Origin of the sequence: Nocardia sp. NPDC059691 (genome assembly GCF_042733915.1) — a bacterium.
In the GTDB taxonomy this organism is placed as follows: Bacteria; Actinomycetota; Actinomycetes; order Mycobacteriales; family Mycobacteriaceae; genus Nocardia; species Nocardia sichangensis.
The window spans coordinates 1-15,627 of sequence record NZ_JBHWFB010000011.1; the positions used below are offsets into that span (position 1 = coordinate 1).

At 68.2% G+C, this 15,627-nt stretch carries 16 protein-coding genes; 8 read left to right on the top strand and 8 right to left on the bottom strand.

Translation table 11 applies throughout. The annotated features are described in order from the left end of the window. On the top strand, positions 1–796 hold a 796-nt coding region (locus ACFV2O_RS23525; protein WP_379253669.1), incomplete at its 5' end, for an AMP-binding protein. Positions 797–845: 49 nt separating this feature from the next. Here the strand turns inward: ACFV2O_RS23525 and ACFV2O_RS23530 are convergent. The 4 genes from ACFV2O_RS23530 to ACFV2O_RS23545 form a co-directional block, all read right to left on the bottom strand. After that, positions 846–1,784: an undecaprenyl-diphosphate phosphatase gene (locus ACFV2O_RS23530; RefSeq protein ID WP_379253670.1), complete on the bottom strand. Its 939-nt coding sequence runs from the start codon at positions 1,782–1,784 to the stop codon at positions 846–848. Positions 1,785–2,206: 422 nt separating this feature from the next. Further along, positions 2,207–3,232 carry a 4-hydroxy-2-oxovalerate aldolase gene (gene dmpG / locus ACFV2O_RS23535; protein ID WP_379253671.1) on the bottom strand — a complete coding sequence of 342 codons (1,026 nt, stop codon included), beginning with the start codon at positions 3,230–3,232 and terminating at the stop codon, positions 2,207–2,209. Next, on the bottom strand, positions 3,229–4,212 hold the full coding sequence (locus ACFV2O_RS23540) for an acetaldehyde dehydrogenase (acetylating) (protein ID WP_379253672.1): 984 nt from the start codon (positions 4,210–4,212) through the stop codon (positions 3,229–3,231). The genes dmpG and ACFV2O_RS23540 overlap by 4 nt, the downstream gene beginning before the upstream one ends. A gap of 4 nt (positions 4,213–4,216) precedes the next feature. Continuing rightward, complete coding sequence (locus ACFV2O_RS23545) at positions 4,217–5,041, bottom strand: 2-keto-4-pentenoate hydratase (RefSeq protein WP_379253673.1); 825 nt, start codon at positions 5,039–5,041, stop codon at positions 4,217–4,219. Positions 5,042–5,236: 195 nt separating this feature from the next. Here ACFV2O_RS23545 and ACFV2O_RS23550 point away from each other — a divergent pair, with 195 nt between their 5' ends. Then, positions 5,237–5,968 carry an IclR family transcriptional regulator gene (locus tag ACFV2O_RS23550; RefSeq protein ID WP_379253872.1) on the top strand — a complete coding sequence of 244 codons (732 nt, stop codon included), beginning with the start codon at positions 5,237–5,239 and terminating at the stop codon, positions 5,966–5,968. Between the two features lie 487 nt (positions 5,969–6,455). After that, the gene (locus tag ACFV2O_RS23555) at positions 6,456–6,701 is read left to right on the top strand and encodes a hypothetical protein (RefSeq protein WP_356965934.1); all 246 of its coding nucleotides are present in this window, start codon (positions 6,456–6,458) and stop codon (positions 6,699–6,701) included. 198 nt (positions 6,702–6,899) lie between these two features. Here ACFV2O_RS23555 and ACFV2O_RS23560 read toward each other — a convergent pair whose 3' ends face one another. From ACFV2O_RS23560 to ACFV2O_RS23570, 3 genes are all read right to left on the bottom strand, one after another. Beyond that, positions 6,900–7,040, bottom strand: coding sequence for a hypothetical protein (locus ACFV2O_RS23560; protein WP_355075525.1), 141 nt, complete (start codon positions 7,038–7,040; stop codon positions 6,900–6,902). Between the two features lie 254 nt (positions 7,041–7,294). Continuing rightward, positions 7,295–8,383 (bottom strand): NAD(P)-dependent alcohol dehydrogenase, encoded by a 1,089-nt coding sequence (locus tag ACFV2O_RS23565; RefSeq protein ID WP_379253873.1) that lies wholly within the window; start codon positions 8,381–8,383, stop codon positions 7,295–7,297. A gap of 6 nt (positions 8,384–8,389) precedes the next feature. Further along, positions 8,390–8,860 carry a DUF4334 domain-containing protein gene (locus ACFV2O_RS23570; protein ID WP_379253674.1) on the bottom strand — a complete coding sequence of 157 codons (471 nt, stop codon included), beginning with the start codon at positions 8,858–8,860 and terminating at the stop codon, positions 8,390–8,392. 96 nt (positions 8,861–8,956) lie between these two features. Here ACFV2O_RS23570 and ACFV2O_RS23575 point away from each other — a divergent pair, with 96 nt between their 5' ends. From ACFV2O_RS23575 to ACFV2O_RS23595, 5 genes are all read left to right on the top strand, one after another. After that, positions 8,957–9,538, top strand: coding sequence for a TetR family transcriptional regulator (locus tag ACFV2O_RS23575; RefSeq protein ID WP_379253675.1), 582 nt, complete (start codon positions 8,957–8,959; stop codon positions 9,536–9,538). Between the two features lie 169 nt (positions 9,539–9,707). After that, on the top strand, positions 9,708–11,651 hold the full coding sequence (locus ACFV2O_RS23580; RefSeq protein ID WP_364438967.1) for a glycoside hydrolase family 15 protein: 1,944 nt from the start codon (positions 9,708–9,710) through the stop codon (positions 11,649–11,651). A gap of 113 nt (positions 11,652–11,764) precedes the next feature. Then, positions 11,765–12,400, top strand: a complete 636-nt coding sequence (locus tag ACFV2O_RS23585; RefSeq protein ID WP_379253676.1) for an MspA family porin — start codon at positions 11,765–11,767, stop codon at positions 12,398–12,400. Beyond that, the gene (locus tag ACFV2O_RS23590; protein ID WP_379253677.1) at positions 12,391–12,732 is read left to right on the top strand and encodes a hypothetical protein; all 342 of its coding nucleotides are present in this window, start codon (positions 12,391–12,393) and stop codon (positions 12,730–12,732) included. The genes ACFV2O_RS23585 and ACFV2O_RS23590 overlap by 10 nt, the downstream gene beginning before the upstream one ends. Positions 12,733–13,147: 415 nt before the next feature. Continuing rightward, the gene (locus tag ACFV2O_RS23595) at positions 13,148–14,206 is read left to right on the top strand and encodes an LLM class flavin-dependent oxidoreductase (protein WP_356965927.1); all 1,059 of its coding nucleotides are present in this window, start codon (positions 13,148–13,150) and stop codon (positions 14,204–14,206) included. Positions 14,207–14,260: 54 nt separating this feature from the next. Here the strand turns inward: ACFV2O_RS23595 and ACFV2O_RS23600 are convergent, their stop codons facing one another. Beyond that, the gene (locus tag ACFV2O_RS23600) at positions 14,261–15,292 is read right to left on the bottom strand and encodes an aldo/keto reductase (RefSeq protein WP_379253678.1); all 1,032 of its coding nucleotides are present in this window, start codon (positions 15,290–15,292) and stop codon (positions 14,261–14,263) included. Between the last annotated feature and the right edge of the window lie 335 nt (positions 15,293–15,627).

Below are 15,627 nucleotides of genomic sequence, written 5' to 3' on the forward strand. Positions count from 1 at the left end.
CCTCGGCCACCGACTCGAACGCATCCTCACCACCATCGCCACCAACCCCCACACCCCCATCGGCGACATCGACATCCTCGACCCAACCGAACGGGTAATGGGCACGGCCAGAAGCGTTCCCACCCCGCCGCCGAACTCGGCGGCGACCGCGGGCACCACACTCGCCCAAACACTCGTGGCCGCTGTCGAGGACGATCCGGACGCCCCCGCCATCCTGTCCGGCGACGACGAGCTGTCCTACCACGATCTGGAGACCCGCTCGTCGCGTTTGGCGCGGGTACTCATCGCGCGGGGCTGCGGCCCCGGCGCGGGCGTGGCACTGCGTCTGGATCGCGGCATGGAAGCGGTCATCGCGACCTGGGCCGTCCTCAAAACAGGCGCCGCCGTCGTCCCCGACACCGCACTGCCCGACGACCTCGAGGCCAAAATCGGCCTCACCCTCGGCGATCCACCCACCGGCACCCTCGACTGGCTCGCCCTCGACGACCCCGCCGTCATCGCCGAGATCGCCGCCGAATCACCCCGCCCAGTCACCTACGCACACCGCACCCGGGCGCTGACCGGCACCGACCCGGCCTTCGTCGGGGACCAGACCCTCAGCTACGACGATCTCGCCATCGCGGCCGCGCAACTGCGCGACCGGGACGAACTCACCTACGAGTCCGAGATCCCCTACCGCGGCGAACCGAGATCCTCCGCCGTTGTCATCGAACTGGTCGCCGCCGGGATGGTCGGCGCGGCGGTCGTCCTGGACACCGACGAGGAGGTGCAGGCCGACGAATGCGTGACCGGTTGATCGTTCCGGCCGCGCCGGAGCCGGATCGGCCACTTCGGCCGAGCAGAGCTCAACTGAAGTGGACGACCGAGAGGGTGCCTGCGACGATGCAGTACATGGCGAACGGCAGTAGGGTCCGGGTCTGGAAGTAGCGCTCCAGGAACCGTACTGCCAGCCACGACGACACCCCGGAGACGATGGCTCCGAACAACACCGGTCCACGGATACCTTCGGTTTGCGGGCCGACCAGTTCCGGTAGTTCCAGGACTCCCGCGCCGAGGATCGCCGGAGTGGCCAGCAGGAAAGCGAATTTCGCCGCGTGCTCGTGCGCGAGACCCCGCGACAGGCCGCCGACCATGGTCAGGCCCGCCCGGCTGAATCCGGTCAGCAGCGCGCCGACCTGCGCGAAGCCGATGCCGAGAGCGTCCGCTGTCCCGAGGGCGGCCAGCGGCCGGTCGGATTGGCGCCGAGTCTCCGCCTCGGCCGTGCGGGTGCCCCTGCGGGCTTCCCGTCGAGCGAACCTCCGCCCGTATTCGGCCAGCGACGGCTCGTTCCGCCGGCGCAATCCCTCACCGACGATCAGCACGATGCCGTTGAGCGCGAGAAAGATACCGGCGTAGAAAGGCGTCCCGAACAGCGCGTGCAGCGGATGTTCCAGCAGGAAGCCGAGCACGCCGACCGGAATGGTGGCGACGACGATCGACCAGGCCAGCCGCTGGGGGATGGTGTCGAGGCGCCCGGTGCGCAGCGTGGTGAAAAAGCCCGCCACGATGACGCACCAGTCGCGCCAGTAGTAGCCGAGCAGCGCCACCGCCGTCGCCACGTGCAGCGCCACCACGAACGCCAGATACGGTGTGCCCGCACCGGGCTCGCCCTCGCCGGTCAACTTCTCCCAGTCGCCTCCGAGCCATGCCGCGACCAACACGGAGTGCCCCAGGCTGGAAATCGGGAACAGTTCGGTGACACCTTGCACCGCCCCGATGACTGTCGCTTGAAAGTAAGTGAGCATCGCCCCGAGTCTCGCACGCACACAACGCAACCGTGTGAGGGCCTCTCGCGGCCGGCGACGACGGCGGTCCCGCCGCGGCGGTGGCGCTGTCGCGGCGGGACCGGAATGTCACTGTCCGGCAGCCAAAGCCGCGGAAGGACCGTCGGAGCTCGCAGAGGATCGACGAGACGACGAGGGCACGCGGCCTTCGGAAACCATGGGCCGTATGGCCGGGATCCAGGTGGGCGGAAGCCGCACCGGCGCGGCAAAGCCGCTGACCCCGAACACATCACAAAGGATTTGTGACGGCGATCGTTCTGCGTCCGCAGAGACACTACGTAGCCAGGAGTGTCCACGAACTCGGACACTCCGCACTCCCCGCTCGGACAATCCGAGTCGGAAAGCCGACGGTCGAAGATCACCGTCGGCGAGCTCGATGCCGTTCAGGCGGTGGCGCCGGAGGATTCGGCGAGCATGTCGAGCGCGATGTCGACGATGAGGTCCTCTTGTCCGCCGACCAACCCGCGACGTCCCACTTCGAGCAGGATCGTGCGCACGTCGATACCGTAGCGCCGGGAAGCGGTTTCGGCGTGCCGTAGGAAGGACGAGTAGACCCCGGCGTAGCCGAGCGTGAGTGTTTCGCGGTCCACGCGGACCGGGCGATCCTGCAGGGGCCGCACCAAGTCGTCGGCCGCGTCCTGTAGCGCGAACAGATCGCAGTTGTGCTTCCAGCCGTGCAGGTCGGCGACGGCGACGAAAGGTTCGATCGGGCAGTTGCCCGCTCCGGCGCCGTGGCCTGCGAGCGAGGCGTCGACCCGGGTGACGCCTTCTTCGACCGCCACGACGGAATTGGCCACCGACAGCGAGAGATTCTCGTGCGCGTGGATTCCGATCTCGGTGCCTGGGTCCAGCACCTCGCGGTAGGCGCGGACCCGGTCACGGACTCCGTTCATGGTCAGCCGGCCGCCGGAATCGGTGACGTAGACGCAGTGCGCCCCATACGATTCCATCAGTTTCGCTTGTTCGGCCAGGCGAGCCGGTTCGGCCATGTGCGACATCATCAGGAATCCGGAGACGTCCATGCCGAGTTCCCGTGCGGTGGCGATGTGCTGGGCGGATACGTCGGCTTCGGTGCAGTGGGTGGCCACGCGCACCGAGCGCACACCGAGCCGGTAGGCGTGCTTCAGTTCTTCGATGGTGCCGATGCCGGGCAGCAGCAGCGAGGTCAGCCGGGCGTGGGTGAGATTGTCGGCGGCGGCTTCGATCCATTCCCAGTCGGTGTTGCTTCCCGGGCCGTAGTTCAGGCTGCCCCCTGCGAGACCGTCGCCGTGGGCTACTTCGATGCCGTCGACACCGGCCGCGTCGAGCGCCGCCACGATCCGGCCGACGTCGTCCGGAGTGATGCGGTGGCGCACGGCGTGCATGCCGTCGCGGAGTGTGACGTCTTGGATGAACAGTTGGGTGGTCATCGGAGCGCTTCCTGTCCCGCCGGAGCCGCGGCGATCGTGTCGGCGATGGATTCGGCGTAGCGCACGGCCGCCGAGGTCATGATGTCCAGATTTCCCGCGTAGGCCGGGAGGTAGTGGGCGGCGCCTTCGACCTCGAGGAACACCGTCACCTGATGGGTGGGCACGGTCGCCGTGTCCGGGCCGAGCAGGGTGTGCACCGGTTGGTCCTGCGGGACGGCGGTGATCTGGACTTGCTGCTTGAGGCGGTAGCCGGGGACGTAGGTGGCCACGTGCGCGATCATCTGTTCCACCGATTCGCGAATCGCCTCATGGGTGCCGGGATCCGGCGCGGTGACCAGGCACAGCACCGTGTCGCGCATGATCAGCGGCGGGTCCGCCGGATTGAGGATGATGATGGCTTTCCCGCGCCGCGCGCCGCCGACCGTTTCGATCGCGTGCGCGGTGGTTTCGGTGAACTCGTCGATATTCGCCCGCGTACCCGGTCCCGCCGACTTCGAGGCGATGGACGCGACGATCTCGGCGTAGGCGACCGGCGCCACGCGCGAGATGGCGGCGACGATCGGGATGGTGGCCTGCCCGCCGCAGGTCACCATGTTGACGTTGGGCGCGTGGCGATGCGCGTCCAGGTTCACCGCCGGGACGACGAACGGGCCGAGCGCGGCGGGTGTCAGATCGATCAGGCGTTTGCCGAGCGGTTCGAGCACCGCGGCGTGGGCGGCGTGGGCTTTGGCGGAAGTCGCGTCGAAGACCACGTCGATCTCGCCGAAGTTCGGCAGTTCCAGCAGGCCTCGCACGCCGTCGGACGTGGTGGGCACGCCGAGTCTGCGCGCGCGGGCCAGACCGTCGGATTCCGGGTCGATGCCGACCATCGCGCCCATCTCCAGGACGGTCGAGTGCCGGATCACTTTGATCATCAGATCGGTGCCGATATTGCCCGATCCGATCACCGCGACTTTGAGCTTGGCGGGGCTGTCGTTCATGGTTTCACTCCCGAATGAAGGTCGCGGTCACCGATCCGAGACCGGTGATGTCCGCGGTGACGATTCCAGGGGCCTCGATCGGCGCCATCGGTCCGAGCGCTCCGGAGAGCACTGTCTGCCCGGCGCGCAGTGGCCTGCCGAACTCGCGAGTGGTCCGCGCCAGCCAGGCCAGTGCGTGCAGCGGATCGCCGAGGCAAGCCGCGCCGTTTCCCGTCGACACCTCGACACCGTCGATCGACATCCGCATCCGTGCCGTGACGGGCTCGAAGGAATCGAGGGTGCGGCGTTCGGCGCCGAGCACGTACAAACCGCTCGAAGCGTTGTCGGCGACGGTGTCACCGAAGGTGATGTCCCAACCGGCGATGCGGCTGTCGACGATCTCGAGCGCGGCCACGGCGTAGTCGATCGCGCCGCGGACCTGCTCGTCATCGAGCGGCCCCTCCGCCAGGTCCGCGCCGAGCACGAACGCGATCTCGGCTTCGACCTTCGGCTGCAACAACCGGCTCAGCGGCACGGGTGTGTCCTGCCCGTAGTACATGTCGTCGAACAACACTCCGAAGTCCGGTTGATCGACACCGAGCTGCCGCTGCACCGCCGGGGAGGTCAAGCCGATCTTGCGGCCGACCACCTCGGCGCCCGCCGCGATGCGCTCGGCGGTCAGCAGTTCCTGCACCGCGTACGCGGCGGTCACGTCGTCGGCACCGATCAGGTCGCGCACCGGAGCGCACGGGGTGCCGGAGCGGGCGGCCGCGCTGAGCAGGTCGGCGGCGGCGATCGTGGCAGCGTCGGCAGCCACGGAGCGTCGGTCAAGGCCTGGTGGTGTTGGCATCGGAAGTCCCGGATCTCGTGAGGGGTGAAACAGTGCTCTCACTGTCGCCGCAGGTGGGACGCATCCGCCAGCATTGCGTTCCACTGAGCCGAACGTTGCCGCGGTAGAGTGAGCGGGTCCGGAGGTTGGAGGTCGACCGTGTCATCCGCGTTCGCTGGTCGTGCGATAGACGGTTCGACCGTGCTCGGCAAGATCATGGCCGTGCTCGAGGCGTTCTCGATCGATGACACCGCGTTGAGCCTGGCCGAGCTGGGACGGCGGACCGGCATTGCGAAGGGCACGCTGCACCGGGTCCTCGCCGACATGGTGGCGGTCCGACTACTGGACCGGAACGACGCCGGGTATCGGCTCGGAAGCTATGTGTTCGAGCTCGGGATGCGCGCATCGGTCGAACGGAGTCTGCTCGAAGTGTCCATTCCATTCCTGGAGGAACTCAACGCGCGCATCCACGAGACCGTCCATCTGGGCATTCTCGACGGCACGGATGTCGTGTACCTGACGAAGATCGGCGGACGCAGGCAGGCCAGCGCTCCGTCGCGGATCGGGGGCCGTATGCCGGTGCACTGCACGGCCATCGGCAAAGTATTACTGGCCAACGCCGACGCGGCGCTTCGTGACCAGGTGCTGGCCGCGCCGCTTCGCCGCTACACCCCCCGGACGATGGCCCTACCGGGCACGTTGCGCACCCAGCTGGATCGGATCGCCGCCGACGGAGTGGCCTTCGAATTCGAGGAATCCGCGCCCGGCATCGTCTGCGTGGCCGCCCCCGTTCGCGAGGCGGACGAGGTGGTCGCCGCGATCAGCGTGGCGGGCCCGTCCCATCGGTTCAATCCCGAGACCCACGCGGCATCGGTCCGCGCGGCCGCCGACGGCATCGGAGCCACCCTGACCCGGCGGACCCGGTTGCTGTCCGCCCCTCCCTCCTGAGCACCAGGAAGACCCCGCCCGGCACGAGGCCGGACGGGGTCGGTAGTCCCCCAACGCGTAGTCGTCGCTGAACCGCAGCCCGCGCTCCGCCGCACGCGCACGAAAGCAGGCACAGGCAGGGCAAAAGGTCGGCGAATCCGAGTTCGCTGACGGGTTCCCAGAAGGTATATCCATCTGTTACATTACCGATGCGGAGCCTATATAAACACGTGCTGCTCCTTCGTCCGAACGACAACGACGTCACCGGACATCCGACCCGACAACGACGTCGGCAGGCCGACAACGGGGTCGGCCACAAGCGGATCCCATCCACCAGACAGCGCCTCGAGTTCTCGCCCATGCATCGCTCGCGACGGCCCGGCAGCGGCCGGCGCCTGCTCGCGCGGCCGTCCGACGTTCCGGCCGATTCGCGCCGCGCGGCACGGAGACGGACGACTCGCGGCGACGTGCCACCCGATCGGACATTGAGCCGGAGGAACCCATCGACATGCCGATCCCCTTCTCGAGCGGGTTCGATTTGATCACCGCACTCGACGTGCGCAATGTCGAAGCGCATCTCGCCGAGGCCGTCGCGGGCTGTACCGCGTGCGCCACGACCGCCAGGCCGGGGCCCGGCTGCCCCGCGGGTCTCGCCGCACAGATCCACAACGCCGCGACGGCTCCGCTGACGGCGATCGAGATCATCGACGGACTCCTCGCGCTGCGCCGGACGCCACAACCGGACGGGGCGTAGCACACGCGCACGTGCGCCGTCATACCGGAATGAGGTAGTTCAGAGAACGTTCGCGGATCCGCTCCGCGCGGGCCGGGACAAGGAAACCGGACGGCACGCCCCCCAGGCCGACGTGCCGTGAGCAGTTCAGCCAATGAAATCCACCGGGACATCTCCCCCGCTGCTCGTACTCGCACCCGACGCACCGGCGGCCGGGGATCAACTCGATGTCGTGGTCTGAGTTCGGGGGAAGCGGTGGCCCATGACATCCGCCCACCATGCGCTCAAACGCGACTCGGGCCAGATGATCCGGTCTCGGTCTTCATCGTCGGTGCCGGGCACGTTCGCGTCCTCGATCACGATGCAATTCCTTTGCGCCATTCAACCTTAGGGGACCCTCGTTCTCGTGCGGCGCAAGCGATTTCATGACATTTGTCGAACCGGCCGGTGGTCGAGCAACGGGGATGCCCCGATCGCGTACCGGCGCGACCGCGCTGTCGAGCCGATACGTGCACCGGGTACCACCCGCGACCACAAACAAACCGTTCTTTCGGTGCCAGTTGTCGGAACCGCCGTGCGTGCCGAGGCGCAGCCGCGGCCTGACTTCGGTCACCTCACCAGGTGAGGACCGGTTTGACGACCGTGCCCGCGCGCTGGTCGGCGAGCGCGACATTGATGTCGGCGTGCGGGTAGGTCGTGACGAGACGGTCGATGGGGAACCGTCCCGCGGCGTGCAGGTCCAGCAGCTGCGGGATGAAGGTCGCGGGCACCGCGTCGCCTTCGAGGCAACCGCGGATCACCTTGCCGCCCAACACGATATCGCGCAGATCGATCGCCGGGACCCCGGCGCCCAATCCGACCGCGACCACCGTGCCGCCGATCGCCGCCGCGCCTGCCGCCGTGGCGAGCACGCCCGCCGATCCCGTGGTGTCGAGCGCGTGGGTAGCCCCGCCGTCGGTCAGCTTCCGAATCATGGGCACGATGTCGTCGGCCGCCGGATCCAGGGCCGCGGTCGCGCCCAGTTCCCGCGCCAGCGCCCGCCGCAGGGGTGACGGCTCCACCACAACCAGTTCGTCGACCTCGCACGCCACCGCCGCCAGCACACCCGCCATACCGACCGCGCCTGCGCCGTAGACCGCAACGCGGGCAGCGCGATCCGGCCGCAGCACATTGAGCACCGCCCCGGCGCCGGTGAGGAACCCGCAGCCCAGTGGGGCGAGCACAGCCGGATCGACCTCGGTGTCGACGACCACCGTGTTGTCGGCGGTGGTCAAGGCGTACGCGGCGAAGCTGGACTGGCCGAAGAACCCGTCCCGCACCGTGGTTCCGGCGACGGTGACCCGGCGCGACCGGTCCGCCCGCGCGCCGAACTGGTTGAGTTCCACCGCTCGCTCGCAGTACGCCGGGCGTCCCGCTCGGCAATTGCGGCACGACCGGCAGTGCCGGAAGGTCAATACGACACGGGCACCGGGACGGACACCGGTCACCGCCGCGCCGACGGCCGCCACCACTCCGGCGCCCTCGTGGCCGAGCAGCACGGGACGGTCGGCGGCCCCAGCCGCCCGGGTGACCAGGTCGGTGTGGCAGATGCCGGTGGCCTGGACCCGGACCAGGATCTCGTCCTCGCGGGGGCCGTCGATCTCGACGGATTCGACGGTGAACGGCGCGGCGGGGTCGCGCGACAGCACCGCGGTGGTGGTCACCATCGGTCAGATCCGCTCGAGCAGGAAGTAGAAGTACTCGCCGTCGGCCAGCACCAGCTCCGGCCTGCCGTTCATGATGCCCATCAGCGTGTTCTCGTCGAGCCATTTGAAGTGGTCGAAGACCGGGCGCTTGTCGTAGACCATGGTGGCGGTGACCTCGCCGCGGAACTCGATGTTCCACAATGTCGCTTCCCCACCGCCGCCGAGCTCGACATCGGAGAACAGCGATCCGCCCTCGGCGCGGCAGATCAACGGCTTGGCGTCCAGCACACTGTGGAACGTCTTGCCGTACCAGCGGCTCACCGACAACGCTTTGCGCAGCGGATGCCCGGTCGGGAACGCCGCTCCCTTCCACTCGCCGAGGATGTCCTCGGCGCGCGCGGTGGGCAGGCCGGCCCACAGCGCGTCCAGCTCCGCCGCGGTCACTCCGGTCTCCCGCGCGACGAGTTCTCGCCAGCCAGTCCCCACAGAGCCCATAACCAAACCATCCTCGTTCCCGCCGCAGTTTCCCGAACCTTTTGGTTCGGCAACTGTATATCCGAACCAAAAGGTTCGGCAAGATAGGATGCGGCCATGCGCGCAGCAGGTCAGGCCACCCGCGAACGAATCCTCGTCGCGGCCAAAGCGGAGTTCGCCCGGTACGGCATCGCGGGAGCGCGCATCAACCGCATCGCCGACGCGGCCAAAGCGAGCAAGGACCGGCTCTACGCGTACTTCGCGGGCAAAGACGAGCTCTACGCCGCGGTCACCGAGGAATGGGTCGCCCAGACCACCGACGAGACCGCCCTCGACGCCGCGGATCTGCCCGGTTACGTCGGCCGACTCTTCGACCACTACGTCGCGCACCCGGACAACGCCCGGCTGCAGGCATGGGCGGAGATCGAGCAGACCCACATTCCCGCCGCCGAAGACGCCATCCGCCGGATCATCGCGGGAAAACTCGCCGAGATCCGCCGCGGCCAAGAGCAGGGATTGATCACCGGGGCGTTCGCGCCCATCACCTTGATCGTCATGCTGACCGACCTCGCCCGCACCGCGGCCATGCACGCCACCCGCACCACCCGGCACAACATCACCGAACGCCGCGCCGCCACCGTCCTCGCCGCCCGACGACTGGTCAGCCCGGAGGCACCCGGAGCCGACGGCGGTCGCTAGATCTCGGGGCTTGCCGATCCGGCCCACGAGGTGATGGGCTGATGGGAGCGTCGCAGCACTCACGCCTCGATACCGCGCACAGTGTTCTCCCGAAGAAAGGCGGTGCACCAGATACTCGCCGGTGGACGACCGCCGGACGGTAAGCCCCGAGACGACGACGGAGAAACGCATGGACGAGATCGAAGGCACACCGCGGCTCACAGCGTTCCCACGCATCGACGACTACGGGTTCATCTCCGATTGCGAGGTCACCGCCTTGATCGCGCCCAGCGGTGCCATCGAGTGGATGTGCCTGCCGCGCATGGACTCTCCCAGCGTGTTCGCCGCGATACTCGATCGCTCCGCCGGCTCGTTCCGGTTCGCTCCCGCCGACTTCGTGGTGCCCACCGATCGTCGCTACATCCCGGGCACGATGGTCATGGAGACGAGCTGGCGCAGCGGCGAGGGCTGGGCGACGGTGCGCGATGTGCTGCTGGTCGGGCCGTGGCGGCACCAGAAACCCGGCCGCAGCGCCCACCGGCGCACGCCAACGGACTACGACGCCGAGCACATCCTGCTGCGCACGGTGCACTGCGAGACCGGGCAGATCCAGTTCGGGCTCGACTGCCAACCGGCCTTCGACTACGGCAGGCATCGCGCACGGTGGGAGTACCTCGGCAGTTATCACCTCGCACAGGCCGGCGCCGACGGGACCGATCTGCAACTGACCTTGAGCACCGACATGCGCTTGGGTCTGGAGGGAACGCACGCAGTCGCCCGCACCCTGTTGAAGAAGGGGGACACCCGGTTCTGCGCGCTCGCCTGGGGCAGTCGTGACGCTCCCGGCGACGTCGCGGAGGCCGAAGAGCGGCTGCTGCGCACGATCCACCACTGGCGGCACTGGCTGGCGGGCGGGCGATTTCCGGACCATCCCTGGACCGCCGAACTCACTCGCAGTGCGCTCACGCTCAAGGGATTGACCTTCGCTCCCACCGGGGCCGTCGCTGCCGCCGCCACCACGTCACTACCCGAAACACCTGGTGGTGAGCGTAATTGGGACTACCGCTATTCCTGGATCCGCGACTCCGCCTTCGCCTTGTGGGGCCTGTACACGCTGGGTTTCACCTGGGAGGCGAACGACTTCTTCTCCTACATTCTCGACCTGACCGAAGAAGCCCGCGACATGCAGATCGTCTACGGCATCGGCGGCGAGACCGATCTCGCCGAACAGACCCTCCCCCACCTGCGCGGCTACGACAACGCGGGCCCGGTGCGCATCGGCAACGAGGCCTACCGGCAACGTCAGCACGATGTGTGGGGCGCCGCGCTGGACGCGGTCTATCTCTACGGCCGTCATCAAGATCAGATCGATGCGCGGGCCTGGCCGCTGCTCGGCCGTGCGGTCAAGAGCGCCCTCACCTACTGGCGCGAGCCCGACCACGGCATCTGGGAAGTCCGCGGACAGCCCAGGCACTTCACCTCGAGCAAGGTCATGTGCTGGGTCGCCGCCGACCGCGGCGCCCGGCTGGCCCGCATCCACCAGGACTTCGCCCGCGCGCACCGGTGGCAACAGGCCGCCGACGAGATCCACGCCGACATCTGCGCACACGCGGTCGACTCCCGGCGGGTGTTCACCCAGTACTACGGCAGCACCTCGCTGGACGCTTCGACCCTGCTCATCCCGCTGGTACGTTTCCTGCCACCCGAGGACGAGCGGGTGCGCAACACGGTGCTGGCCATCGCCGAGGAACTGACCGAAGACGGTCTCGTCCTGCGGTACCGCGTCGACGAGACCGACGACGGATGCGCCGGGGAGGAAGGCGCCTTCACGATCTGCTCGTTCTGGCTGGTATCGGCGCTGTCGGAGGTCGGCGAGAAGAAGAAGGCCAAGCAGCTGTGCGAGAAACTGCTCGGCTACGCCAGCCCCCTCGGCCTCTACGCCGAGGAGATCGATCCCCGAACCGGCCGTCATTGGGGCAACTATCCACAGGCGTTCACCCACCTCGCCCTGATCAATGCCGTCATGCACGTCATCCAGGACGAGCAAGCGCTCCTGCGGCAGGCGCTCGGCGGCGAATCGATCGCACCGCGACTGGACGACGCATCGCTCACCCGGGGATACATCCACCGCTGACGAGAACCCGATCGGCGAAACCCGCTGTACCCCAATGGCGGGCGGCCTTCGCGCCGCCACGTCAGCGGAGTCAGTACTATCGCGTTCGACTGTTAACAGGACTAAGGATTCCATTGAAGGGCTCGACGATGGCGATGCTCGGCATCGCCGCGACCGCGGCATTCGGCATGACCGCCGCCCCCGCGACCGCTGACCCAGTGGCAGACAAATCTCGTGTCGTCGGCACCGAGGACGGCTGGGAATTGCGGATCAGCAAGACCGCCGAAGACGTGCAGCGCGTACCCAATCTCGCCGCGACACCGTTCACCAGGGAAGGATTCGTCACCTTGTCGGCCGCGGCAGACATCGGCGGCGAGGGCCGGGAGGCGGTGAACTCCGGAACGCTGCAATTGGGATACCAGATCGGCTGCCAGATAGACGTCTCCAACGGCCTGACCGTGGGCATCTCCGCGGCTATCGGCCCGAACGCCACGGTGACCGTCGCCCCCTCGCCCGGCCTCGGGATCGGCGGCAGCGCGCTGGCCCTGCCGAGCATGTCGACGACCATCAAGCCGGGCACCATCAACAGCATCACGCTGGGAACGAAACCGCTTGCCGGACCGCACGGCTCGATCTCCGTCGATCAGATCCAGATCAAGATCGACGCGTGCGCGGGCGCGGTGAGCCTGCGCTCGTTCGCGATCGTGTCGATATCCACGGCGACGGCGGACAATTCGGTCGCGGTCTACGGTGACCCGATATGGCTGTGACGCACGGGCGAGCGCCGCGACGCTGGATGGCGCCGATCGGCGTGTCGGTTTCGCTGATCATCGCCGCGGCAACCGCCTCCGCCGAGCCGATCGTGCCGGTCGGCCCGGGACCGAACTGCGGCGAATCACCTTCCTCCGCCACCGCTTGCGGCAACGACAAGCCCGTACCCGGGACGCGCGGCGGGCCGGCCGCGCCGCCACCGGCACTGCCGTTGCAAGTGCTGGCGCCCCCGCCCGCCAAGTCGGCGCCCAATACCAATACGCCCGCCGGTGCGCTGGTTCCGCCCGCGCCGGGACCGGGCTCGGGCACCCCGATCGTTCCGGTCGGATAACCAACGGGCCGGTCGCCGTTGCTCCGCCGGGCACGGCGACCGGCCCCGTCGATTCACCGCCGGGCAGGATCGCCGCGGGACATGCGCGCACAGCTCGGCTCCGACCACTCGCTCGCCCGTACAGCGATGTGATTCCGCCGCCTCCCCCGGTCGACGCCAGGATCGCTCCGGGACTGTGATCCACCGAAAATCGGTATCGCGCAGGGCATATCGGCCGCGCTGGAATCTGGATGAATTTATTGCTCATCGCGGCGAATCGTCGCAGCTCAGGAGCGGTGGTCCAGGGTGAACGACGCGGGCTGTGAACGGCCTACGGCCTCGTTCGAGGTCGATAATTCCGATGTCCGAAGGCTGGTCGACCCGCCAGCCGGGTGATTCGCCGTTCATCACGCCCGCCGAACAGGAATAACCGCCGATGAGTTTCCTTTGGTATATCCCGAATCAGGTCACGCCGGGACACCGCGGCGACACCATCGTGGCCGACCACAACAGCCTCGACACCCTGACCGCTCAGGCGAAGGCGCTCGAGGAGCACGGGTGGCAGGGCGCGTTGCTCGGCACCGGGTGGGGTCGCCCGGACACCCTCACCGTCGCAACGGCTCTCGCCGCCAGGACCACGAGTTTCGAGCCGCTGATCGCGATCAGACCGGGCTACTGGCGTCCGGCGAACTTCGCATCGGCCGCGGCGACCCTCGACCACCTCTCCGGCGGCCGGGTGCGGGTGAACATCGTGTCGGGCAAGGACGATCTCGCGGCCTACGGCGAGACCGAGGGCGATCAGGCCGAGCGTTACGCCCGCACGAAAGAGTTCCTCCAACTCGTCCGTCGGCTGTGGACGGAGGAGAACGTCACCTACCGGGGTGAGTACTACCAGGTCAGCAATTCCACCGCGCTGCCGAGGATCGTCCCGCGCGGCGAGCGCCGCCACCCGAAGCTCTACTTCGGCGGTGCGTCGGAGGCCGCGGAGCGGGTGGCGGCGACCGAGGCCGACGTCCAGCTCTTCTGGGGCGAGCCCCTGTCGGGAGTCAGGGAACGGATCGAGCGCCTGCGGTCGCTGAGCGAGGAACTCGGTCGCGAACATGCGCCCCTGGAGTTCGGCCTGCGGGTCACCACTTTCGTCCGCGACACCACCGAGCAGGCCTGGGCCGAGGCGGAGGCGAAGGTCGCCGAGATGGCCGACAACCACCACGCCCCCGTGCCGAACCCACATCGCCGGACGGCTGTGGGACAGCAGCGACTGCTGGATCTGGCCGCGAAGGGCGAGGTGCTCGACGACAACCTCTACACCACGCCCGGGAAGTTCGGCGCGGGTGGCGCCGGGACCACCTGGCTGGTCGGCTCCCCCGAAGACGTCGCCAAGTCGCTGCGCAAGTACCAAGATCTCGGCATCACGCACTTCGTGCTCTCCGACACCCCGTATCTGCGCGAGATCGAGCGCCAAGGCAACCAGCTGCTTCCGTTGCTGCGAGATTGACGGGACCGAGACGGGGCAGCGCCCGCGCTGCCCCTCCCGACCGCTTGCGCGAAGTCAGAGTTTCAGGCCGGTCCCGTGCACGCCGTGCTCGTCGATGAGTGCGAGTTCGTCGTCGGTGAACGCGGGGAAGTTCAACGCCGCGATGTTGTGGTCGAGCTGCGCGGTGGAACTCGCGCCGATCAGCGCGGAGGTCACTTCGGGGCGCCGCAGCACCCACTGCAGCGCCAGCTGCGCGAGCGACTGACCCCGCGCCTGGGCGATCTTGTCGAGCGCGGCGGTGCGCTGCCGGTAGGCCTCGTCGATGACGTCCGGCGACAGGAAGCTGCTGTTGCGCGCCCGCGCCCCGTCGGGAATCGTCTCCAGGTACTTGTCGGTCAACAGGCCCTGGGCCAGCGGCGAGTAGACGATCGTGCCGAAGCCGTCCTGGCGGGCGGTGTCCAGCAGGCCGTTTCGTTCGGGGCGGCGGTCGTAGATCGAGTAGCGCGCCTGGTGGATCAGCAGCGGGACGCCCGCGTTCCGGAGCAGCTCGGCGGCCTCGTGGGTGCGGTCGGGCGCGTAGTTGGACAGGCCGATGTACAGCGCCTTGCCTTGTTGCACCGCGCTGACCAGCGCGCCGACCGTCTCCTCCAGCGGCGTGCTCGGATCCGGGCTGTGATGGTAGAAGATGTCGACGTACTCGGTGCCCAGGTCGCGCAGGCTGTGTTCGAGCGAGGTGAGGATCGACTTGCGCGAACCGCCCCTGAGGTAAGGGCTGGGCCCGATCGGGTTGCCCGCCTTGGTCGAGAGGATCAGCTCGTCGCGATAGGGAGCGAGGTCCTTGGCCAGCACCGCCCCGAAGTTCTTCTGGGCGGCGCGATGCGGGGGACCGTAGCGGTCGGCGTTGTCGAAATGCGTGATGCCGAGATCGAAAGCGTGCAGGATGATCTCGCGTTGCGTCGCGAACGGGTAATCGGTGCCGAACTTCTGCCACAAGCCGAAGGAGAAGGCGGGAAGGTCGAGGCCGGAGTTGCCGGTCCGGCGGTACGGGACCTTTTCGTACCGGTCGTCGGCGGCGGCGTAGGTCAGATCGAAGGGGCCGTAACTCATCGGTGTGTATCTCTTCCTTTCGATGCGCGATCACGGAGAGTGGACCACTTCCGTCCCCGCCGTTGCGACCGGTCGGCTCACGCTGATCGAAACCCATGGTCGCCGGGCACGGCCACCCGGGGTATTTCCCATCGATCGAGCTGATCCGAATCGTTGACACCCCGTGCGCGATGACGGTCGTGCCCGTGCCCGTAGCGCCACTCACCGCCGTGGCCACGTGTTATCCGAAGCCACTGATTCCCGCGCGGCGACCGGCCATTGATCCGGCCGAGGCCGGTGATTCCCGCCATGGTCATCGTCGGGCGGGTACGCGCAGGTTCGCGCGTTGCACGGCA